Origin of the sequence: Ramlibacter sp. (genome assembly GCF_035554825.1) — a bacterium.
In the GTDB taxonomy this organism is placed as follows: Bacteria; Pseudomonadota; Gammaproteobacteria; order Burkholderiales; family Burkholderiaceae_C; genus Ramlibacter.
The window spans coordinates 19,116-40,769 of the sequence record NZ_DATMHS010000174.1 but is presented as its reverse complement, the minus strand read 5'-3'; the positions used below and the strand labels follow the sequence as shown (position 1 = coordinate 40,769).

Annotated in this window: 22 protein-coding genes; 12 read left to right on the top strand and 10 right to left on the bottom strand. The window is 71.5% G+C overall.

All coding sequences use genetic code 11. The annotated features are described in order from the left end of the window. Positions 1-810: methionine adenosyltransferase (gene metK / locus VNT59_RS21535; RefSeq protein ID WP_325501994.1), on the top strand; the 810-nt coding region annotated here is incomplete at its 5' end. 152 nt (positions 811-962) lie between these two features. On the opposite strand, the gene VNT59_RS21530 is transcribed toward metK, so the two are convergent. After that, positions 963-1,877 (bottom strand): hypothetical protein, encoded by a 915-nt coding sequence (locus tag VNT59_RS21530; RefSeq protein WP_325501992.1) that lies wholly within the window; start codon positions 1,875-1,877, stop codon positions 963-965. After that, a complete protein-coding gene (locus VNT59_RS21525; RefSeq protein ID WP_325501990.1) occupies positions 1,874-2,335 on the bottom strand; it encodes a hypothetical protein in 462 nt (153 codons plus the stop codon). Before VNT59_RS21525 ends, VNT59_RS21530 begins: the two co-directional genes overlap by 4 nt. Positions 2,336-2,611: 276 nt before the next feature. On the opposite strand from VNT59_RS21525, the gene VNT59_RS21520 reads away from it, so the two are divergent. From VNT59_RS21520 to VNT59_RS21505, 4 genes are all read left to right on the top strand, one after another. Continuing rightward, positions 2,612-3,820, top strand: coding sequence for a PA2169 family four-helix-bundle protein (locus VNT59_RS21520; RefSeq protein ID WP_325501988.1), 1,209 nt, complete (start codon positions 2,612-2,614; stop codon positions 3,818-3,820). Positions 3,821-3,954: 134 nt separating this feature from the next. Continuing rightward, entirely contained in the window at positions 3,955-6,561 is a 2,607-nt protein-coding gene (gene ligD / locus VNT59_RS21515; protein WP_325501986.1) for a DNA ligase D, read from the top strand. Between the two features lie 6 nt (positions 6,562-6,567). Further along, positions 6,568-7,338 carry a histidine phosphatase family protein gene (locus VNT59_RS21510; protein ID WP_325501984.1) on the top strand — a complete coding sequence of 257 codons (771 nt, stop codon included), beginning with the start codon at positions 6,568-6,570 and terminating at the stop codon, positions 7,336-7,338. A 5-nt stretch (positions 7,339-7,343) separates the two neighbouring features. Then, positions 7,344-8,246, top strand: a complete 903-nt coding sequence (locus tag VNT59_RS21505) for an NAD(P)H-hydrate dehydratase (RefSeq protein WP_325501982.1) — start codon at positions 7,344-7,346, stop codon at positions 8,244-8,246. Here VNT59_RS21505 and VNT59_RS21500 read toward each other — a convergent pair. From VNT59_RS21500 to VNT59_RS21485, 4 genes are all read right to left on the bottom strand, one after another. Then, positions 8,209-8,913: a hypothetical protein gene (locus tag VNT59_RS21500; RefSeq protein WP_325501980.1), complete on the bottom strand. Its 705-nt coding sequence runs from the start codon at positions 8,911-8,913 to the stop codon at positions 8,209-8,211. The genes VNT59_RS21505 and VNT59_RS21500 overlap by 38 nt on opposite strands. A 97-nt stretch (positions 8,914-9,010) precedes the next feature. Continuing rightward, complete coding sequence (locus VNT59_RS21495) at positions 9,011-10,012, bottom strand: tripartite tricarboxylate transporter substrate binding protein (protein ID WP_414708433.1); 1,002 nt, start codon at positions 10,010-10,012, stop codon at positions 9,011-9,013. Positions 10,013-10,046: 34 nt separating this feature from the next. Beyond that, positions 10,047-11,114 carry a hydroxyacid dehydrogenase gene (locus tag VNT59_RS21490; protein ID WP_325501976.1) on the bottom strand — a complete coding sequence of 356 codons (1,068 nt, stop codon included), beginning with the start codon at positions 11,112-11,114 and terminating at the stop codon, positions 10,047-10,049. A gap of 9 nt (positions 11,115-11,123) precedes the next feature. Further along, positions 11,124-11,801: an RraA family protein gene (locus VNT59_RS21485; RefSeq protein WP_325501974.1), complete on the bottom strand. Its 678-nt coding sequence runs from the start codon at positions 11,799-11,801 to the stop codon at positions 11,124-11,126. 185 nt (positions 11,802-11,986) lie between these two features. Between VNT59_RS21485 and VNT59_RS21480 the strand changes: the two genes are divergently transcribed. Further along, the gene (locus VNT59_RS21480) at positions 11,987-12,694 is read left to right on the top strand and encodes a GntR family transcriptional regulator (protein ID WP_325501972.1); all 708 of its coding nucleotides are present in this window, start codon (positions 11,987-11,989) and stop codon (positions 12,692-12,694) included. Continuing rightward, on the top strand, positions 12,691-13,941 hold the full coding sequence (locus VNT59_RS21475) for an alpha-hydroxy acid oxidase (RefSeq protein WP_325501970.1): 1,251 nt from the start codon (positions 12,691-12,693) through the stop codon (positions 13,939-13,941). Before VNT59_RS21480 ends, VNT59_RS21475 begins: the two co-directional genes overlap by 4 nt. A 73-nt stretch (positions 13,942-14,014) precedes the next feature. Here VNT59_RS21475 and VNT59_RS21470 read toward each other — a convergent pair whose 3' ends face one another. From VNT59_RS21470 to VNT59_RS21460, 3 genes are all read right to left on the bottom strand, one after another. Beyond that, positions 14,015-14,188, bottom strand: a complete 174-nt coding sequence (locus VNT59_RS21470; protein WP_325501968.1) for a hypothetical protein — start codon at positions 14,186-14,188, stop codon at positions 14,015-14,017. 91 nt (positions 14,189-14,279) lie between these two features. Continuing rightward, positions 14,280-15,257, bottom strand: a complete 978-nt coding sequence (locus tag VNT59_RS21465) for a zinc-binding dehydrogenase (protein ID WP_325501966.1) — start codon at positions 15,255-15,257, stop codon at positions 14,280-14,282. Between the two features lie 29 nt (positions 15,258-15,286). After that, on the bottom strand, positions 15,287-16,093 hold the full coding sequence (locus VNT59_RS21460; protein ID WP_325501964.1) for an enoyl-CoA hydratase: 807 nt from the start codon (positions 16,091-16,093) through the stop codon (positions 15,287-15,289). A gap of 264 nt (positions 16,094-16,357) precedes the next feature. Here VNT59_RS21460 and VNT59_RS21455 point away from each other — a divergent pair, with 264 nt between their 5' ends. Genes VNT59_RS21455 through VNT59_RS21435 form a run of 5 tightly spaced genes read left to right on the top strand, consistent with a single transcriptional unit; the run spans position 16,358 to position 20,462 of the window. Further along, entirely contained in the window at positions 16,358-16,966 is a 609-nt protein-coding gene (locus VNT59_RS21455) for a TetR/AcrR family transcriptional regulator (protein ID WP_325501962.1), read from the top strand. Beyond that, positions 16,963-18,153, top strand: coding sequence for an efflux RND transporter periplasmic adaptor subunit (locus tag VNT59_RS21450; protein ID WP_325501960.1), 1,191 nt, complete (start codon positions 16,963-16,965; stop codon positions 18,151-18,153). Before VNT59_RS21455 ends, VNT59_RS21450 begins: the two co-directional genes overlap by 4 nt. Then, positions 18,150-19,343, top strand: coding sequence for an ABC transporter permease (locus tag VNT59_RS21445; protein WP_325501958.1), 1,194 nt, complete (start codon positions 18,150-18,152; stop codon positions 19,341-19,343). The genes VNT59_RS21450 and VNT59_RS21445 overlap by 4 nt, the downstream gene beginning before the upstream one ends. A gap of 1 nt (position 19,344) precedes the next feature. Next, on the top strand, positions 19,345-20,070 hold the full coding sequence (locus tag VNT59_RS21440; protein WP_325501956.1) for an ABC transporter ATP-binding protein: 726 nt from the start codon (positions 19,345-19,347) through the stop codon (positions 20,068-20,070). After that, positions 20,067-20,462, top strand: coding sequence for a hypothetical protein (locus VNT59_RS21435; RefSeq protein WP_325501954.1), 396 nt, complete (start codon positions 20,067-20,069; stop codon positions 20,460-20,462). The genes VNT59_RS21440 and VNT59_RS21435 overlap by 4 nt, the downstream gene beginning before the upstream one ends. A 4-nt stretch (positions 20,463-20,466) precedes the next feature. Here VNT59_RS21435 and VNT59_RS21430 read toward each other — a convergent pair whose 3' ends face one another. Next, positions 20,467-21,642: an MFS transporter gene (locus VNT59_RS21430; RefSeq protein WP_325501952.1), complete on the bottom strand. Its 1,176-nt coding sequence runs from the start codon at positions 21,640-21,642 to the stop codon at positions 20,467-20,469. Between the last annotated feature and the right edge of the window lie 12 nt (positions 21,643-21,654).

Genomic DNA, 21,654 nt, shown 5'->3' with positions numbered 1-21,654 from the left:
CTGATGTTCGGCTACGCCTGCGACGAGACGCCGGCGCTGATGCCCGCGCCGATCTACTACGCCCACCGGCTGGTGGAGCGCCAGGCGCAGCTGCGCAAGGACGGCCGCCTGCCCTTCCTGCGCCCCGACGCGAAGTCCCAGGTGACGATGCGCTACGTGGACGGCAAGCCGCACAGCATCGACACGGTGGTGCTGTCCTCGCAGCACGCGCCCGAAATGAGCGACGGCCACAAGATGAAGCCGGCGTTCGTCGAGGCAGTGATCGAGGAGATCATCAAGCCGGTGCTGCCCAAGGAGTGGCTGAAGGAAACGCGCTATCTGATCAACCCCACGGGCCGCTTCGTCATCGGCGGCCCGCAGGGCGATTGCGGCCTGACCGGCCGCAAGATCATCGTGGACACCTACGGCGGCGCCTGCCCGCACGGCGGCGGCGCGTTCTCGGGCAAGGACCCGAGCAAGGTGGACCGCTCCGCCGCCTATGCCGCGCGCTACGTGGCCAAGAACATCGTGGCCGCCGGCCTGGCGCGCCAGTGCCAGATCCAGGTCGCGTATGCCATCGGCGTCGCCCGGCCGATGAACGTGACGGTCTACACCGAAGGCACCGGCGTGATCCCGGACGACCAGCTCGCCGCCCTGGTGCACGACCACTTCGACCTGCGGCCCAAGGGCATCATCCAGATGCTGGACCTGCTGCGTCCGATCTACGAGAAGACCGCCGCCTACGGCCACTTCGGCCGCGAGGAGCCGGAATTCACCTGGGAAAGGACCGACAAGGCTGCGGCCCTGCGCGCCGCGGCGGGCTTGAAGTAAGACCGTGCGAGCGGGCTTGCTTCCAGACCCGCGCGCAGCGAGCTTGTCGGGCTGTCAGCGCAGGCTCATTCGCCCGCAGGCGATGTGAAGGCGCACGGCGCCGTGCCGCAGCGCAAGGACAGACATCGAAACGGCGCCCCGGCGCCGTTGCTTCATCGCAATTCCACCTTCGCCTGCTGGCGCTCGTATTCGCCGCGCTTCATCGCGAGGTAGGTGGCCCGGTCCATCTCGTGCAGCTGGCGGGGATAACGCTCGCTCTCGCGGAACCAGGTCTCGATCCGCCGATCGAGCTGCTGGTCGGGCGGTGCCGCCAGGGACGCGAGGTGCGCATCGATCGCCAGGTAGTAGCGCATCGCCGTGCGTTCGATCGCGCCGCGCACGCCGCCGATGTAGATCGGCTGGCCCGCCCCGTCGCGGCCGGAGATGCTGAACCCCACCTTGTCGGCGCCGGCGGTGGCGAGATAGCCCTGCATCGCCAGCCGGCCGGCCATGCCGTAGGCGTACGAATAACTGAAATGCATGAACGTGCGCTTGGCGTCGATCGGCACCGCCGACACGACGATGCGGTAGTCGCGGGTGCCGATCGGGCCGCTCGCCGCGCTCAGCCGGCTCTCGAAATAGTCCGCCGTGGCGGCCACCGGCTGCAGGGAAAACTCCAGGCGGTAGGCGTCCTGCACCGGCTGGTCGTACTTGCGGCCGATGCGCACCTGCAGCACCGCGCCGCCATTGCCCTGCGCCGCCCGGCAGTACTTGGTGTTGAACGGCAGCAGCAGCACGTCGCACCAGTCGTCCGGCTCCTTCAGCGCCTTGCTCACGGTCGCGAACGGGTAGTTGACGACCGCGTAGACGTCGCCCTTGAGCGTGTCGCCCGCCTCCGACGAGTCGACGTACAGGGCGCGACCGAAATTGTTGTGCCGCAGCTGCTCGCTCAGCTGGTCGTACTTCGCGCGCAGCGCGCCTGGCCCCGCATACGCGTGCGCCGCCACCCAGCCGAGCGCGAGCGTCGCCGTCACGGCCAGCCGCAGCACCAGCGCGAACACGGTGCGGATCGGTCCGGATTGGTTCATGCCTGTTTCCCTTCGGCCTCGTATTCGACGCCTGGCGCGTAGCCCAGCCCAGGCTGCTCGTCCACCAGCTCTTCCACGTCGAACTGGATGCCGCCGGTGAAGAGCGAGTGCGGCTGCACCGAGTACACGAAACGGCCGCGTTCGCCCAGGTCGAGCGTCATGCGCATCTGCGGCTGCTCGACCTGGTCCCAGGCGCGGATGAGGCGGGCCCGCACCAGGTTGTCCGAGCACTGCAGCGAGCGCAGCTTGTGGTAGTTGTGCGCCAGATTGATCGCGTCGAGGTACGCCGGCGCGCTCTTGTTGCGGATGTGAAAGTTGGGTGTGACGTCGATGCCCACCGTCAGCACCGCGCCCTCGACTTCGAGCGTGAAATTGCGCCCGGTCAGGCCGTCGCTGCCCTCGCCGTACTTGTAGGCCAGGTGCAGGTGCGATGGCGTCTTGCGCAGTGAGTACTTCATGTTCGGTCGGTGGTGCGCGGCCGGTGCGCGTTGCCTGAAAGATTGCGCGACCGCCACCGGCGGTCCTGTAGGACAACACAGCATTCCCCTGTGAGTCCCGCAAGCGGCAGCGCGCCCGCGCAGGGGCCATTTCCTACAGGCAGTTTCCCGGTTCGCTGACGGCCCGCACGAGCCATGCGCCGAAGATGAAGCGTTGCATCGTCGGCGGCGCGAGCCGCCCGGCGACAGGGGCGCCACGCGCGCTGCAACCTCTTCACATTCGACAGGAGCGCTGAGATGGCCGCAGAAGACAGAGACCTCAATCGCGAAGACCGCGAGCTGAACCGGGACGAACGCCGGGACCTGAACCGTGACCCGATCACCGACGAGCCCGGCGCGCACCCGATCGGCACCGGCGTCGGCGCCGCTGGCGGAGCCGTCGCCGGGGCGGCCGCGGGCGCGATCGGCGGCCCGATCGGGGTGGCCGTGGGTGGCGTCGTCGGTGCGGTCGTCGGCGGTCTCGCCGGCAAGGCGGCCGCCGAGGCCGTGAACCCCACGGCGGAAGAAGCCCACTGGCGCGAAAACTACACCCGCGAGCCGTACTACGAACAGGGCCGCTCGTTCGACGACTACGGTCCGGCCTACCGGCTCGGCGTGACCAGCCGCACCCGGGACCAGGGCGACTGGACGGCCGCCGAACCGCGCCTGGCTTCCGAGTGGGAGTCCAGCCGCGGCACGTCCAGCCTCGACTGGGAACAGGCCAGGCCCGCCAGCCGCGCCGCCTGGGAACGCATCGACAACCGCATGAGCGGCACCGGCGACCAGCTCGAACGCGGCGGCAGCCTGGCAGCCAGCGGCAACCGCATGAACATGGACCCGGGCACCATGTCGATGAGCGACGGCACGGGCCGGCGGATGGAGATGTCCGGCAGCGGCATGGCCATGAGCGGTGACTCGACCGCGCCGACGGCGACCACCGGTCGCAGCGGCGGCACCGGCACCCGTGGCGCAGCCGCCAAGGTCGGAGAGATGCAAAGCGCCGGCGACAACAAGGGCGACCGGGACGACGTGATCGACGTGCTGAAGGACCTGGTGGAGACCTGCTTCGACGGCGAGTACGGCTTTCGCACCTGCGCCGACCAGGCCAAGCGCCAGGACCTGAAGTCGCTGTTCATGCAGCGGGCCGAGGACTGCCGGCGCGGCGCGCAGGAGCTGGCCGAGCAGATCCACGCGCTGGGCGGCAAGGTCGCCGACGGCGGCAGCGCGATGGGCGCTGTGGAGCGGGGCTGGGTCGCGGTGCGCGCCACCCTCTCGACGTTCGACGACAAGGCGGTGCTCGAGGAATGCGAGCGGGGCGAGGACAACGCGCTGGCCCGCTATCGCAAGGCGCTGCAAAAGCCGCTGCCCGCCGACATCAAGCTGATCGTCGAGCGCCAGCTGCAGGGCGTGCAGCGCAACCACGACCAGATCAAGATGCTGCGCAACCAGTTTCGCGCCGCCTCCTGACAGCCGTAACGCACCATGGGCCGGCCGTGCGCCGGCCTTTTTTTCGCCGTTCGCCTTCTCACCGAACAAAGCGGGCTTCTCCTACAGGGGGCCAGCGCGGCATTTCGTACCGTGAGCGCAGAAAGGTTCCCGGCATGGACGAGCGTTCCTCCGACGCCCTCAAGACCTATCGCGACAAGCGCAATTTCGACGTGACGCCCGAACCCGCCGCCGGCGGCGCGGCGAACGAGGCCGAGCGCGCGTTCGTGGTCCAGAAGCACTGGGCCACGCGGCTGCACTATGACTTCCGCCTCGAACTGGGCGGGACGATGAAGAGCTGGGCGGTGCCCAAGGGCCCCAGCTTCGACCCCGACGACAAGCGGATGGCCGTGCACGTGGAGGACCACCCGATCTCGTACAACAGCTTCGAGGGCACGATCCCGCCCAAGCAGTACGGCGCCGGCAAGGTCATCATCTGGGACAAGGGTGTGTGGCTGCCGCTGGGCGACCCGTACCAGGGTTTTCGCGACGGCAAGCTCAAGTTCGAGCTGCGCGGCCACAAGCTGCAGGGGCGCTGGGCGCTGGTGCGCATGAAGGGCCGCGGCGATGAACGGCAGGAGCCCTGGCTGCTGATCAAGGAGCGCGACGAGCATGCCCGGGCCGCCGGCGAGTACAGCGTGGTGGACGCGCTGCCCGACAGCGTGAAGGCATTGCCCGACCGGCCGGCGCCGGAACGCGCGGGGCCGCTCGCGCAGGCCCAGCCGGCCTCGGGTCCGCCCGCCGGCGCGCGCCTCGCGGCCTTGCCAGAGCAGTTGCAGCCGCAACTGGCCACCCTGGTGGACAGCCCCCCGGCCGATCCCGGCAACTGGGTGTTCGAGATCAAGTTCGACGGCTACCGCATGCTGACGCGGGCCGAAGGCGGGCGGGTGCGGCTGCTCACGCGCAACGGCAACGACTGGACCGCCAAGCTGCCGGAGCTGGCCGAATCGCTGCGCCGGATGGAGCTGCCCGATGGCTGGTACGACGGCGAGATCATCATGCCGGGCGACCGCGTGCCGGCCGACTTCCAGGCACTGCAGGGCGCATTCGAGACCTCGCGCACGGCCAGGATCGTCTACTACCTGTTTGACCTGCCGTACTGCGCCGGCCATGACCTGCGCGAGGTGCCGCTGGTGGAGCGGCGCGCGGTGCTGCAACGCATCGTCGAGCGCCATCCGCAGCCGAGCGTGCGCTTCAGTGCGGTGTTCGACGCGCCGCCGGACGAGGTGCTGACGTCGGCCTGCCGCATCGGGCTGGAGGGGGTGATCGCCAAGCGCAGGAACTCCGCCTATGTGCCGCGGCGCTCGTCCGACTGGATCAAGCTCAAGTGCGGGCAGCGCCAGGAGTTCGTGATCGGCGGCTACACCGATCCGAGGGGATCGCGCGAAGGCATCGGCTCGCTGCTGCTCGGGGTGCACGACGACAGCGGCGCGCTGCGCTATGCCGGCAACGTCGGCACCGGCTTCAGCCAGCAGACGCTGCGCGAGATCCGGGCCCGCCTGGGCGAACTGCAGGCGGACACCAGCCCGTTCGCGCGCGACGCGGTGGTGCCGCGCCAGGCGCATTGGGTGCGGCCCGAACTGGTGTGCGAAGTGGCGTTCGGCGAATGGACCCGCGACGGGCGCATCCGGCACTCGGTGTTCTACGGCCTGCGCGACGACAAGCCGGCCGATGCGGTGACGCGGGAAAACGCGCGGTCCGCGGCGCCCGTGGACCGGACCGCCAAGGGCGGCCGCCGGAAGGCTGCGGCGCCGGCGGCGCAGACGCCGGCCGGGGACCCGCCGAAGGCCGCCAAGGCGGCGCCGCCCAACCCGGCCGAAGTCGCGATGCCGCAATTGCCGCCATCGCTGCGGGTGACCCATCCGGAGCGCGTGATCGATCCTTCCAGCGGCCTCACCAAGCTCGACCTCGTGCGCTACTACGCCCTGGTCGCGCCCTTGCTGCTGGCGCACCTGAAGGACCGGCCCGTGGCCCTGGTGCGGGCGCCGTCGGGGATCGGGGGCGAACTGTTCTTCCAGAAGCACCTGGAGCGCTACCGCATGCCGGGGGTGGTGCCGTTCGATCCGGCCGTCGATCCCGACCACCCGCCGCCGCTGGGCGTGGCCAGTGCGCAAGGGCTGCTGTCGGCCGCCCAGATGAACGTGGTGGAGTTCCATGCCTGGAACGGCACCGCGTCGGCGATCGGCACGCCCGATCGCATGACCTTCGACCTCGACCCCGGCGAGGGTGTCGACTGGCCGCAGATCCAGGAGGCGGCGCAACTGGTGCACAGCTTCCTCAACGAACTGGGCCTGAAGGCCTTCCTCAAGACCAGCGGCGGCAAGGGGCTGCACATCGAGGTGCCGCTGCGACCGCAGTTCGACTGGGACACGGTCAAGGATTTTTCGCAGGCCGTGGTCCAGCACCTGGCGCGCACGCTGCCGCAGCGCTTCGTCGCCAAGAGCGGCGGCAACAACCGGGTCGGCCGGATCTTCATCGATTACCTGCGCAACGGCTTCGGCGCGACGACCGCCGCCGCCTGGTCGGCCCGGGCCCGCCCGGGGCTCGGCATCTCGGTGCCGGTGCGCTGGAGCGAGTTGGCGGGGCTGACCTCCGGCGCGCACTGGACGGTCGCCTCGGCGCCGACCCGGGTGGCCGAAGGCAACACGCCCTGGACCGGCTACGACGCCAGCCGCAACGCCCTCGCGCCGGCCATGAAGACGCTGGGCTTCGCGCGGAGGTAGCAGCGCGTGAGAGCACCCAAGGGAACGCAGTGGCCGCGCACGCTCTGGATCGTGCGGCATGGGCAAAGCGCCGGCAATGTCGCGCGGGACGCGGCCGAAGCGGCCGGCCTGCCGGTGATCGACATCGCCGAGCGCGACATCGACACCCCGCTCTCGGAACTGGGGCGGCGCCAGGCGGCCGCGCTGGGCCACTGGTTCGGCGAGCTGCCCGAGGATCGCCGTCCCGACGTCCTGCTGTGTTCGCCCTACGTGCGCGCCCGCGAGACGGCGCGCCTGTTGCGCGATGCCGCGGGCTTTTCCGAGCACGAGCTGCGCCTGCGGGTGGACGAGCGCCTGCGCGAAAAGGAGTTCGGCGTCCTCGACCGGCTGACCCGGTTCGGGATCCGGGAGAAATACCCGGAGCTGAGCGACCAGCGGGCCCACGTCGGCAAGTTCTATTTCCGCCCGCCCGGCGGCGAAAGCTGGTGCGACGTGATCCTGCGGCTGCGCAGCCTGCTCGAGATGGTCACCCGCGAGCACGGCGGCGAGCGGGTGCTGGTGGTGGGCCACCAGGTGATCGTCAACTGCATGCGCTACCTGGTCGAGTGTCTGGACGAGGAGCAGATCCTCACCATCGACCGCCGCGGCGACGTTCCCAACTGCGGCGTCAGCTCCTACGAGTACGACCCGGCGCAGGACGCGCTCAAGACCGATCTCGTGAACTTCGTGGCGCCGCTGCGCGAAGCCGGCGCCCCGGTCACCGTCGAGCCGGACGCGCAGGCCGCGCCCAAGCCCTGACCCCGATGGCGCGCGCGACCGCCTGGACCACCCTCGATCCGCGGCTGCTGCGCCGCTGGCCGCTGCCGACGCTGGCGCCCGACGCCGACAAGGAGGAGCGCGGGCGCGTGCTGATCGTGGCCGGCAGCCGCGAGATCCCCGGTGCCGCCTTGCTGGCGGGGATCGCCGCGCTGCGGGCCGGCGCCGGCAAGCTGGTGATCGCGACGGCGGCGTCGGTGGCGAAGTCCCTGGCGCTGGCGCTGCCGGAGGCGCGGGTGATCGCGCTGCCCGAGACCGGCGCCGGCTCGTTCGCGCCCGAAGGACTCGAGCTGGTGGCCGAGAGCGCGCGCCACACCCGCACCGCCCTGCTGGGACCCGGCCTGATGGACGCGGCCGGCACCTGCCGGTTCCTGGAGGACCTGCTGCCGCTGCTGGCGCACGCGCCGGTGATCCTCGACGCCCTGGCGATGGACCTGGTGCGTCGGCAGCGGCGCTTCGCGCAGCCGGTGCTGCTCACGCCGCATGCCGGCGAGATGGCGCACCTGACGGGCGACGACAAGGACGGGGTGCTGGGCGAGCCCGAGGCGGCGGTCGTCGACGCGGCGCAGCGCTGGCACGCGGTGGTCGCCCTCAAGGGTGCGACCACGCTCATCGCCACGCCGCTCGGACAGGGATGGCGCCACGAGAGCAGCCATCCGGGACTGGCGACCTCCGGTTCGGGCGACGTGCTGGCCGGCGTGATCGCGGGCCTGGCGGCGCAGCAGCCGCCGCTGGAACAGGCCTGCGCATGGGGCGTGGTGCTGCACGCGCAGGCGGGCGCGGCGCTGGGCCGGCGGATGGGTCCGGTGGGTTACCTCGCGCGGGAGCTGCCCGCGGAAATCCCGGCGCAGCTCAGCCGGCTGCAGGCGCGGTCTGCCAGGGCAGCGTGAGCTGCAGCTGCAGGGTGCCGTCGCGCGCCACGGCGCCGGACTCGGCGGCCGCCAGCGCCTCGAGGTCGGTCCAGTCCAGGCGCCGGTAGGGCGGGTCGGCGATGAAGGACGGCTCGCCGTCGGTGGGCCGCAGCGTCAGCATCAGCGTCAGGTCCCGCGCGCCGGACCGGGCCGACAGCGTGATGTCGGCCGGGGCGAGGGTGTGGTCGGTCGCGTAGAGCAAGGCCGCCGTGAGCACGTTGCGCATCGAGGAGCGCCGCACTTCGCCGGCCAGCCCCTGCACTTCGTTGCGCAGGTTGTAGCCGCGGAAGGTCAGGCTGGTGGCCACCAGCCCCAGGCATTCGCGCACGCCGGCTTCGGCGCTGGTGCGCATTTCGTCGTCGGGCGCGAGCCAGGTGACCACGTCGAGGCACGAGTTCAGGGCCGCCTTGGCGAAGCCGTTGATCTTCTGGGCGCTGTCGTGCACGTCGGCGAGATCCGGCTGCGGCGCCTTCAGCCGGCGGTCCATCACCTCGTAGATCATCCCGATCGGCTGCAGATTCACCACCAGGTGGTGTCGCATCGAGGGCGCGAGGCGGCGCAGCAGGGTGTAGCGGGCGGCTTCGGCGAGTCGGGCCACGGTCGCACCGGCGGCCGGCTCCTGCACCTGGTGCGCATTGGGCATCATGCGCCGAGCGTATTTCAGAGCGTCGGCGCTTGTCAATGCGGCGCCGATCGCGGCGGGCCGGCGCGGCGGCGCGCGCCGCCGCCCGCCCGCGCCCGGGTCACTTGTCGGCCCAGGGCATCTCCTTCCACAGCTGGCGGAATCCCGCCTCGGCGCTCTGCAGCTCGGCGGCATACTGCGCCGGCGGCAGGTAGCGCACCGGCGCGAAATACGACGCTGCCTGGGCCTGGAACTGCGGATCGTTCACCGACTTCTCGATGGCCTTGACCAGCGCCTCGCGCACCGCCGGCGGCAGGCCCTTGGGCGCGGCGACGCCGCGCAGCGACGCCATGATGATGTCGTAGCCCTGCTCCTTGAAGGTGGGCAGGTTGGGCGCCAGGGTGGTGCGGGCGACGCTCATCTGCCCGAGGTTGCGCAGCGGCGTGCCGCCCTTCTGGTACTGCAGGGCCTCGCCGATGTTCATCGCCGCCACCATGATCTGCTTGGAGGCGATCGCGTTCTGCACCTCGGCGGCGCCCTTGAACGGGATGTGGTTCATCTTGACGCCGGCCGCCTTCTCGAACATCAGGGCGGCCAGGTGGTCGTCGGAGCCGATGCCGGTCGTGCCGTAACTGACGGCGCCGGGATTGGCCTTGGCGTACGCCGCCAGTTCGGCCAGCGTCTTGATCGGGCTGTCGGCGTGCACGCTGAAGTTGTCGGGATCGTCGATGATGTTCCCGAGCAGGTCGAAGCTTTGCCACGTGAAGCTGGTCTTGCGCTCGATCGGCGACGTCAGCACGTTGGGGGTGTTGATGAACCCGATCGTGTAGCCGTCGGGCGGCGCGCTGGCGACCGCGCCGAAGCCGATGCCGCCGCCCGCGCCGGGCCGGTTCTGCACCACGATCCGGGCGTCGTTGCCCAGGTACTTCTCCATGTAGCGGGCCAGCACGCGGGCAATGATGTCGGTGCCGCCGCCGGGGGCGTACGCCACGATCATGTTGATCGGCTGCGCCGGATAGGTCGCGGCCGCCGCCGGCGCCATGGCCGCCAGGGCAGCGCCGCCGAGCACCATGGCGGGGATGGCGCGCAGCAGGCGGCGCCTCGTGTTGTGGTTGCTGTTCATCATGTCTCCGTCGTTGAATCTGTCGAATGAACGCTCAGGCCGCCGCCACCGGCTCCTGGCCCCGCCCCTGCCGCGCCGCCGCCAGCAGGCGGGCGCGAAACGCTGGCCACACCTGCGGGTTGATCAGCCGCGGCGGCCGCTCGCCGGCCAGCAGCTGCAGGATCTGCTGCGCCGCGATCGTGGCCATGTTGCGGCGCGCCTCGTGGGTCACGCCCGCGGTATGGAACGTGGCGAAGACGTTGTCACGCTGCAGCAGCGGGTGATCCAGCGGCGGCGGTTCCTTGTCCCACACGTCGACGCCGGCACCGGCCAGGTGGCCGGACGCCAGCGCGGCGGCCAGTGCTGCTTCGTCATGGATGCCGCCGCGCGCCGTCGTGATGAAGATCGAGCCGCGCTTCATGCGGGCAAAGGCGCCGGCGTCGATCATCCTGAGCGTGGTCGGGTCGCGCGGGCAGTGCAGCGACACCACGTCCGAGCGGGCCAGCAGTTCGTCCAGGGTCACCGGGCTCGCGCCGCGCCGGGTGATCTCGGCGGACTCCAGCAGCGGGTCGGTCGCGAGCACCTCCATCCCGAACGCGCGCGCCAGCGCCGCCACGCGCGTGCCGACGTGGCCGATGCCGACGATGCCCAGCGTCTTGCCGCGGATCTCGTGGCCCATCACCGACTCGCGGCCGAAGCCCTGCTCGCGGCGCAGGCGCCGGTCGCATTCGAGCATCCGGCGCGAGACGCCCAGCATCAGCCCGAACGTCTGTTCGGCGACCGACGCGGCATTGCCGCCCGCCTGGTTGACCACCGCGACACCTGCCTTGGTGCAGGCCGCCACGTCGATGGTGTCGTAGCCGGCGCCGGTCGAGGAGACGCACAGCAGCTGCGGGCAGCGCTGCAGCAACTGCTCGGTGGCGAACCACTGCCTGGGCAGTTCGTCCTTCGCGGCCGAGCATTGGTACACGTGGGCCCGCTCCAGCACGGCCCACGCCGCCTCGGCCGGGCCGTTGCGCGGGAACACGTCGAGCACGACGTCCTGCCGTCCCTGGAAGGACTGGTCGAAGGCGGGGTCGATCCACAGGTCCGAACGGACCACTCGCATCACGTTGACAGCCATCGCCGACACTCAGCGCGGCTCGGGGTCGCAGCCGATCCGCTTGAGGGCGGCGTCGATCCACGAAATGTCCAGGCGCCCTTCGGCGATGGCGGTCATGGTCTTGGCTTCGGCGGCCATCTTGTCGGTGGCGGCGCGGTGCACCGCCTCGACGTCGTCGAAGGGAACGCACAGGAAGCCGTCGGCGTCGCCGACGATCAGGTCGCCCGGCTGGATCACCATGCCGTCGATCGCGATCGGCACGTTGATCTCGCCGGGGCCGTCCTTGTACGGGCCGCGATGGGTGACGCCGGCGGCATACACGGGGAAGGTGCCGGCGCCGATCGTGTCCAGGTCGCGGATGGCGCCGTTCATCACGAAGCCGGCGATGCCGCGCTTGATGGCGGTGTTCACCATGATCTCGCCGATCAGGGCGTTGGTGAGGTCGCCGCCGCCGTCCACGACGATCACGTCGCCGGGCTGCGCGAGGCTGATCGCCTTGTGGATCATGAGGTTGTCGCCCGGGCGCGTCTTCACCGTCAGCGCCGGCCCGGCGAGGCGGCCGGAACCGTGCATGGGCCGCAGGCGCGGGCCGCCGGCCGTCATGCGCGCCATGCAGTCGCTGATGTTCGCCACCGGAATGGCGCGGAAGCTGTCCACCACGCGCGCATCCACCTGCCGCTGCCGTTTGCGGATTTGAAGACCGATCATTGCTCTGGTTCCTTTCACCGGCCGAACGTGCCGGCGCTCTTGCGCGAATGTACCGCAAAAAAACAAAATCCAGTACATTCCCACGTACATCAGGAATTCGCCAGAGGCTACGCGCAGCGACACTTGCCCCAAGGAAAACAAATTTTGAACAATCAGCCCCGCCTCGCGGCTCCGTCGCCCTCGCCATGAGCAGCGCCAGCGAGACCGCCTACGAGCTGCTGAAGCAGCGGCTGGTCGCCGGCAGCTACCCGCCCGGCGCCCAGCTGAAGGAGGAACCGATCGCCCGGGAGCTGGGGCTGTCGCGCACGCCGGTGCGGGCGGCGCTCAAGCGCCTGATCGAGGACGGGCTGGCCACCGTGGACGCGGGCCGCGGCGTGCGGGTCGCGCAGTGGACCGACGCCGACATCCTCGAGACCTACCACCTGCGCAGCCTGCTCGAGGCGCACGCGGCGCAGCGGGCGGCCCAGCGGGGCGATCCTGCCGTACGGGCCGAGCTGGAGCGGCTCAACCGCGAGATGGCCGCGGCGATCGGCAAGGGCGGCGCCGACATGGTGCTGCGGCTGCAGGCGATCAACAGCCGCTTCCACCGCACCATCCTCGACGGCTCGGGGTCGCCGCGGCTCAAGCTGCTGCTGGCCAGCATCATCGACATGCCGATCGTGGTGCGCTCCTTCTTCGTGAGCACCCGCGCCGACCTCCAGCAGAGCCTGCAGCACCACAAGGACATCACCGCCGCGATCGCGAGCGGCGACGGCGAAGTGGCGGCGCAGGCGATGCAGCTGCATCTGCGGCTGGCGGCGCAGCGCTTCTTCCAGCGCCGCGCCGAGTTCGTGCAGGCGCAGCAGCCCGCCGGGGCCACCCGCCCCCCCGACAGCCAGCACCTTCGGACATGAACACCCAGAACCCTCCACTCCCACCCGGCAACGCCAGGCCGGACGCCGGCCGCTCGAGCCAGCCGGCGGCGGCACGGCCGCTTTCGCCGCGGCTGGCGCGCATCCTGTCGCTGCACGATTTCGAGACGGCGGCCCAGGCCCATCTGCCGCGGCCGGTGTTCGGCTACATCGCCGGCGCCGCCGAAGACAACCGTTCGCAGCAGGCCAACCGCAGCGCGTTCGACGCGTACGAGTTCGTGCCGCGGGTGCTGGTGAACATCGCCGGACGCAGCACCGCGACGACCCTGTTCGGCGAGCGCCATGCCGCGCCGTTCGGGATCGCGCCGGTGGGATTGAGCGCGCTGTCGGCGTACCGCGGCGACATCGTGCTGGCGCAGGGCGCCGAGCGCGCCGGGGTGCCGATGATCATGAGCGGCTCCTCGCTGATCCGGCTGGAGGACGTGGCGCGGGCCAGTCCCGCGGCCTGGTTCCAGGCCTACCTGCCAGGCAAGCCCGACGACATCGTCGCCCTGGTCGAGCGCGCCGCGCGGGCCGGCTTCCGCAAGCTGGTGGTCACCGTCGACACGCCGGCGGCCGCCAATCGCGAGAACAACCTGCGGGCCGGTTTTTCCACGCCCCTGCGGCCGACGGCGCGCCTGGCGTGGGACGGCCTCACGCATCCGCGCTGGCTGTTCGGGACCTTCCTGAAGACCATCGCGCGGCATGGCATTCCGCACTTCGAGAACAACTTCCCGACCCGCGGCGCGCCGATCATCTCGCCCAACGTGGAGCGCGACTTCTCGCACCGCGGGCACCTGACCTGGGAGCATTTCGCGCTGGTGCGGCGCACCTGGAAGGGCATCCTGGTGATCAAGGGCGTGCTGCACCCCGACGACGCTCGCATCGCCCGCGACCACGGCGCCGACGGCGTGATCGTGTCCAACCACGGCGGGCGCCAGCTCGATGGCGCGGTCGCGCCGTTGCGCGTCCTGCCCGGGATCGTCGCCGCCGTGCCGGAGCTGCCGGTGATGATGGACAGCGGCGTGCGCCGCGGCGCGGACGTGCTCAAGGCGCTGGCGCTGGGCGCGAAGATGGTGTTCGCCGGCCGGCCGTTCGCCTATGCCGCCGCCGTCGGCGGCGAAGCCGGCGTGGCGCACGCGATCAACCTGCTGCAGGCGGAGGTGTCGCGCAACATGGCCATGCTGGGCATCTCGAGCCTGGGCGAACTCGACGCGCAGCGGTTCCTGCGGCGCGTCGACGGACGGTGAACGTCGCGCCCGGCGCCGGGCGCCTCGCCGGCCGCCATTTGTCACCCGCCCCGCGGCACGGGCGGGCGGCGAATCAGCTGCCGCCCTTGTGCGTGCGCTTGCCCGGGTTCTTCTTGTTGTGGCTCGCGCGCCCGCGCTCCAGGCTGACGCGCTGGCCGGTGCCCTCGCGGCGAATCTTGTAGCCTTCGATGCAGACCGGCGCGGGGGTGCGCTTGCGGTCGGCCTCGGTGACGAGCTTGTTGCCCATGGCCTGCCCTCCTTCGTGGTGAATCGAGCCGGGATTGGGCCATGGCTCGCGGCGCGCCGCGTTGCGCCCGGTCAAGGTTCGGGCGCGGGCCTCAGCCGCCGCTCGCCAGCACGATCTTGCCCAGGTGCCGGTTGGCGTTCATGTGTTCGCGCGCCGCCTCCAGCTCGGCGAAAGGGAAGACGCGATCGACCACCGGCGTGATCCGTCCGTCGGCCACCGCGGCCACGACGTCGCGCACGAAACCGGGGACGCCGGCGGCGCGCTGGTCCTGGCTGCGCAGCTTGTTCGACACGCCGAACAGCGTCAGCCGCTTCGCGTGCAGGGCCTCGATGTCGATCTCGGCCCTCAGCTGGCCGTCGACGTAGCCGACCATGCCCAGGCGCCCCTGGAAGGCCAGGCAGCGCACTTCCTCGGCGAACACCGAGCCGCCGACGTTGTTCACCGCGAGGTCGACGCCGCGGCCGCCGGTCGCCTCCAGCACCGCCCCGTGGAAATCGGCCGCGCGCGTGCACAGAGCGACGTCCAGCCCCAGCTCGCGCAAGCGCGCCAGCTTGTCCGCGGCCCCCGAGGTCCCGATCACCCGGGCGCCCAGCGCCTTCGCCAGCTGCAGGCTGGCGACGCCGACGCCAGAGGAGACGCCGTTGACCAGCACCCATTCGCCGGGCGCGAGCCGCCCCTGCAGCACGAGCAGGTCGTACGCCACCTGGTAGACCAGCGGCAGCGCGGCGGCCTGCTCCCAGGAAAGACGGTCCGGCACCGGCATCGCCTCGCGCCCGTCCATCAGCGCGTATTCGGCGAAGGCGCCGGGGCAGCGGCCCATCACGCGCTGGCCGACCTGCAGGCCGCTCACCCCGGCCCCGAGCGCGGCCACCTCGCCGGCCGCCTCCAGGCCGATCGGCCGCGCGCCGGGCTTGGCGTGCAGCCCATGGCCGGTGATGAACTCGCCGCGGTTGAGCGCGGCGGCGTGCACCCGGACCAGCACCTGGCCGGGACCGGCTTGCGGCTTCGCCACGTCGCGCAGCTGCAGCGTCGCGCTGTCACCGCTCACGTCCATCCAATACGCTTGCATCTCGTCTCCTTGCTGCCGCGGCGCGCCGCTCAGCGGCCGGTGAACACCGGCTTGCGCTTCTCCATGAACGCGCGCCGGCCTTCGGTGTAGTCCTCGCTCTCGAAGCAGCCCAGGATCATCCGCTTGCAGGACTCCAGGTCGAGGTCGGGCGACGGCTTGAGGATCTCGCGCGTGATCGCCTTGGCCGTGCGGATCGTCAGCGGCGCGTTCTGGTCCATGGCCGTGGTGTACTCGGCCAGCAGCTGCGGCAGTTGATCGGGCTCGCAGACCCGGGTGACGAGTCCGATGTCCTTGGCCTCCCGGGCGTCGATCCGGCGCGCGGTGAAGAACAGGTCCTTGGCGGCGCCCGGACCGACCAGGTCCACCAGGTTCTTCATCGCGGAATAGCGGTAGCCCAGCCCCAGGCGCGCGGCCGGGATCGCGAACACCGAATCGGTCGAGGCGATGCGGATGTCGCAGGCGATGGCGACGTTGACGCCGCCGCCGATGCAGTAGCCGCGGATGCACGACAGCGTCGGTTTGGCGAACTCGTGGATCCCGGTCAGCGCCTCCTCGGCCAGCACCTCGTATTTCGCGACGGCCGCCTTCGCGGCCCGCATGTCCTCGAACTGCGAGATGTCGGCGCCGGAAACGAACGCCTTCTCGCCGGCGCCCGAGAACGCCACCAGACGCACGCGGTCGTCGTCGGCCGCCTGCGCGAGCAGCGGCGGCACCGCGCCCCACATGTCGACCGACAGGGCGTTGTGCTTCACCGGGTTGTTGAAGCGGATGTGCAGCGTGGAGCCCTCGAGCCAGGTCTGGACCCGTTCGGTGGGCGAGGAATAGGAGGCGGACATCGGAAAGCTCCTTGTGATTGGGGCGATGCGGGGACGGCGCGCATCGGGCCGCGGCGCGCGGGACGCGCGGCGCCGGCGGCACCCCGCCGGTGGGCGCGATGGCGTGCAGTGTGCCCGAAGTCGCCGCCCGCGAAGGCCGGGGTTTGCCCGCCGTCCCGGCGGCCCGCCTTCGCGCCAGCCCGGCCATTGGCTTGCTTCCGCGCCGCCCGCTGGCGCCGGCCGCGATTCCGGCGTATATTGGCAAGTATTCAATTACTTACCAACATGAGCACTGCCGCCACCCGCCTGCCGACCGCCGACCGCCAGGCCGAAATCGTCACCGCCGCGCTCGCGCTCGCCCGCGAGGCCAGCCCGGCGTTGATCACGACCGCCGACATCGCGGCCGACGTCGGCGTCACCCAGGGCGCGCTGTTCAAGCACTTCCCCACCAAGGACGCGATCTGGCTGGCGGCGATGGGCTGGGTGCGCGAGCAGCTGCTGTCGACACTGGAGCGCGCCGTCGCCAGGGCCGGCTCGCCGCTGGATGCGCTGGCCGGCATGTTCAAGGCGCACGTGGGCTTCGTGGCGAGCCATCCCGGCGTGCCGCGCTTCATCTTCCACGAGCTGCAGCGCCCCGCCGACTCGCCGATCAAGCAGGAGGTGCGCAAGCTGCTGCAGGGGTATCGCAAGATGCTGCGCAAGCAGCTCGACGCGGCGGTGGCGATCGGCGAGGTGTCGCGCGAGGTCGACCTGGACGCCGCGGCGACCCTGTTCGTCGGTGTGGTGCAGGGCCTGGTGATGCAGTCCATGCTCAGCGGCAACCCGGCCGCCATCAAGAGCCAGGCCGACGCCGTGTTCGCGATCTATCGGCGCGGCCTGCAGGAGGCGCCATGAAGCTGGCCCGACTGGTTTCGCGCCGGGTGGCGCTCGTGGCCACGGCGGTCGCCCTGCTGGCGGGCTTCGCCTTCACCATGACCCGCGCCGGCCCGCTGGCCCCGACCCGGGTGACCGTGCAGGCGGCCCAGGTCGGCACCGTCGCGCCCGCCCTGTTCGGGCTCGGCACCGTCGAGGCGCGCCGCGCCTATCTGGTGGGGCCGACCGCAGCCGGCCGCGTGGCGCGGGTGCTGGTCGACGTCGGCGACCTCGTGAAGGCGGGCCAGCTCCTGGCCGAAATCGACCCGGTCGACCTGGACCAGCGGATCGCCGCCCTGGACGCGTCGATCGCCCGCGGCGCCAGCGCCGCGGCCGGTGCCCAGGCGCAGCGCCAGGACGCACTGGCGCGGCGCGACCTGGCCGCGGCGACTGCCCGCCGTTACCAGGACCTGGGGCGCCAGAACTTCCTCAGCGCCAGCGCCGTGGAAGGCAAGCTGCAGGAAAGCGCCTCGGCCAGCGCCACGCTGGCGGCGGCCGAAGCCAACGTCGCGGCGGCGCTGCAGGACCGCCAGCGGCTGGCGGCGGAGCGCGCCGGGCTGCTCCAGCAACGGCAGAACGCGCGCCTCGTGGCCCCGGCCGATGCGCTGGTCACCGGCCGGGACGCGGAGCCCGGCTCCACCGTGGTGGCCGGACAAGCGGTGCTCAGGCTGGTCGACCCGGACTCGCTGTGGGTCAAGGTGCGTTTCGACCAGGGCCGCGCCGCCGGCCTGGCGCCGGGGCAGGCCGCGTCGATCGCCCTGCGCTCCAACCCCGCGCATGCGCTGCCCGGGCGGATTGCGCGGCTGGAGGCCGTCAGCGACAGCGTGACCGAGGAACGGCTCGCGCAGGTGACCTTCGACGCCGCGCCGGCCGGGCTGGCGATCGGCGACCTCGCCGAGGTGACCGTCACGCTGCCGGCCGGGCCAGCCGTCCTGGTCGTGCCCAATGCGAGCATCCGCCAGCAGGGCGACCGCACCGGCGTGTGGCTGGCCGACGGCGGCCGGCCGCGGTTCGCGCCGGTGCGCGTCGGCCCCAGCGCGCTGGACGGGCGGGTCGCCGTGCTGGCCGGCCTGAACCCCGGCGATCCGGTGGTGGTCCACAGCGAGCAGGAACTCGGCGCGCGCAGCCGCATCAAGGTGGTCGACGCCGTGATCGCGAGCCGGCCATGATCAGCCTGGCCGGCCGCGACATCCTCCATTCCGCGGGCAAGTTCGTGCTCACGGGCGTGGGCCTGGGCCTGCTGATCGGCGTCACGCTGACGATGGCGGGCCTGTACCGCGGCATGGTCGACGACGCGCGGATGCTGCTGGACAACAGCCGGGCGGACCTGTGGGTGGTGCAGCAGGACACCCAGGGGCCGTATGCGGAATCCTCGAGCATCCGCGACGACGCCGTGCGCGCCATCCGCGGACTGCCCGGCGTCGCGCGCGCCGCCAACGTCACCTACTTCAGCATGCAGGTGCGGCGCGGCGCCACCGACGTGCGGGCGATGGTGGTGGGCTTCGAGCCGGGCCAGCCCGGCAGCCCCGGTGCGCTCGCCGCCGGCCGCCACGTGACCCGCAGCCACTACGAGGCCGTGGCCGACGTGAAGACCGGCTTCGCCCTCGGCGACCGCATCCGCATCCGCCGGCACGACTACGCCGTGGTCGGCCTCACCCGGCGCGCGGTCTCCTCCGGCGGCGATCCGATGGTCTTCATTCCGCTCAAGGACGCCCAGGAAGCGCAGTTCCTCAAGGACAACGACGCCATCGTCAACGAGCGGGCGCGCACCGCCGCCAACCCGGCCTTCAACCGGCCGGGCACACCGGGCCTGCTGGACGCCGTGCAAGCCGCGCAGAGCAGCAACCACAACGTCAACGCCGTGCTGGTGCAACTGCAGCCGGGGTGGGACGCCGAGCGCGTGGCGCAACCGATCCGCCGCTGGAAGCACCTGCAGGCCTTCACCCGGGCGCAGATGGAGGAGATCCTGGTCGCCAAGCTGATCGCCACCTCGGCCCGGCAGATCGGCATGTTCCTGGTGATCCTGGCGATCGTCAGCGCCGCCATCGTCGCCTTCATCATCTACACCATGACGCTCGGCAAGATCCGCGAGATCGCGGTGCTCAAGCTGATCGGAACGCGCAATCGGACCATCGCCGGGATGATCCTGCAGCAGGCGCTCGGCCTCGGCCTGATCGGGTTCGTGGTCGGCAAGATCGCGGCGACCAGCTGGGCGCCGCTGTTTCCAAAGTACGTGCTGCTGGAGCCCGCCGACGCCGCCCGCGGCCTGGCCGCCGTGATGGTGATCTGCGCCATCGCCAGCACGCTCGCGATCCGCGCCGCGCTGCGCGTCGATCCGGCCGCGGCCATCGGTGGCTAGCATGCAGGAAGCGGGCATCGTCATCGAGGGACTGCGCAAGCGCTACGGCGCCGGCGACACCGCCGTGGACGCGCTCAAGGACGTCAACATGACCGTCGCGCCGGGCGAGGTGGTCGGGCTGATCGGGCCCTCCGGCTCCGGCAAGAGCACGCTGCTGAAATGCCTGGGCGCCGTGACGGAGCCCAGCGGCGGCCGCATGGTGCTGGGCGGCGCGACGATCTACGACGACGGCTGGAAGCTGCCCGACCTGCGCGCGCTGCGGCGCGACAGCATCGGCTTCGTGTTCCAGGCGCCGCACCTGATTCCGTTCCTCGACGTGACCGACAACGTCGCGCTGCTGCCGATGCTGGCCGGCCGCCCCAATGCCGAGGCGCGCAGCCGCGCCCTGGAACTGCTCGACGCGCTCGACGTGCGGCACCGGGCGAAGGCCCAGCCGGCGCAACTCTCCGGGGGCGAGCAGCAGCGCGTCTCGATCGCGCGGGCCCTGGCGAACCGTCCGCCCGTGATCCTGGCCGACGAACCCACCGCGCCGCTCGACAGCGAACGCGCCCTGGCCGTGGTGCGCATCCTCGACCGGATGGCCAGGCAGTACCACACGGCGATCATCGTCGTCACCCACGACGAGAAGATCATCCCCACCTTCAAGCGCATCTACCACATCCGCGACGGGCGGACCTACGAGGAAGCGGGCGAAGGCCGGCGCATCGATGAAGGAGCGCACCCATGACGAAACCGGATTCCCCGCTGCGCGGGCTGGCCCTGGCGGCGGGCGCCTTCGGCCTGCTCACGATCGGCTCGGGCGGCAACGCGCTGTTCGGCGGCGCTGCGGCGCGGCAGGCGGCCGGCGCCTACGTGCCCTTCGTGCTGTGGTTCAACTTCCTGGCGGGCTTCGGCTACGTCCTGGCCGCGGCCGGCCTGTGGCTCGGCCGGCGCTGGGCGACGCAGCTGGCATGGGCGATCGCGCTGGCGACGCTGCTGGTGTTCGCGGCGTTCGGCGTGCACGTGGCGCGCGGCGGCGCCTACGAAGTTCGCACCGTGGCGGCGATGACGCTGCGCAGCGTGCTGTGGCTGGCGATCGCCTGGTTCGCCACCCGCCGCCTGGGACGGCGCAGCGCGTAGCGGCTCAGGGCCGCCGGGCCACCGGTTCGGTGCGGCGCCGCGCGAACGCGCCGCCCGAGGCCAGCACGGTCGCTCCCGCCCAGAACACCGACGCGACGCCCATCGCGGAGCCGAGGGCGCCGAACACCAGCGGGAACAGGGTCTGGCTGGCGCTCACGATCGAGGTCCGCACGCCGACGGCTTCGCCGGCCCGCGCGGGCGGCGCGGTGAGGTGCAACAGGCTCATGGCCATCGGCGTGCCGCAGCCGACGCTCAGTCCCATGGCGAACGCCGCGGCCAGCATCAGCGGCAGCGTGCCGGCCAGCGGAAAGACCGTGTAGCAGAGGGCCGCCACGAACAGCGCCCAGCTCAGGATGCGCCATTCGCTCATGCGCGCATGGATCAGCGGCAGCAGCAGGCGGATGGCGAAGGTGCCGGCGCCGAACGCGCCCATCAGGGTTCCGGTCAAGGTGGCGCTGAGGCCGGTGCGGGCCCCGTGCAGGGGCGCCAGGAACTGGAACATGTCCCAGGCCATGGTCAGCAGGCCGCTGACGATCAGCACCGCGCGCAGGGGCGGATGCCGCAGCAGGCCCATCACGCTGCCCGGCGCCTGCTGCCTGCCCTCGTCCGGGCCGGCCGCGCCGGCCTGCATGAAGGGCGCCAGCAGCGCCAGCGAGACGGCGGCAAACAACAGCATGCCCAGGAATGCCGCGGCGTGCCCGAGGTGGTCGATCACCACGCCGGCGACCAGCGGCCCCGTCATGCCCGACAGCGAAAAGCCCATGGCCAGCACCGAGAACGAGTGCGTGAGCTGGCGCGCCGGCGTGAGCTGGCCGACCGCGTTCTGCACCGCCACATGGGCCATCGTGTAGCCGGTGCCGATCAGGACGCTGGCCACGTAGAGGGCGGGCATCGAGCCGAGCAGTCCCCCGATCAGGCTGCCCAGCGCCAGCGCCGCCAGGCCGCAGGCCGCCGGACGGGCGAAGCCGAGCCGGTCGGCCCAGCGGCCCATGTGCACCGACAGCACCATCGGCACCACCATCAGCAGGCTCATGAGGATGCCGATCGACAGGGGGGAAGCGTGCAACGCGACCGCCTGCAGCGTGAGCGTGAAGCGGTTGCCGGCGAAGGCGACGTGGCCGAGGACCAGCAGGCAGATCAGCCTGAGGGGAATCGCACGGACTGCTTCGCGAAATGGCACGGCGCGAGTGTA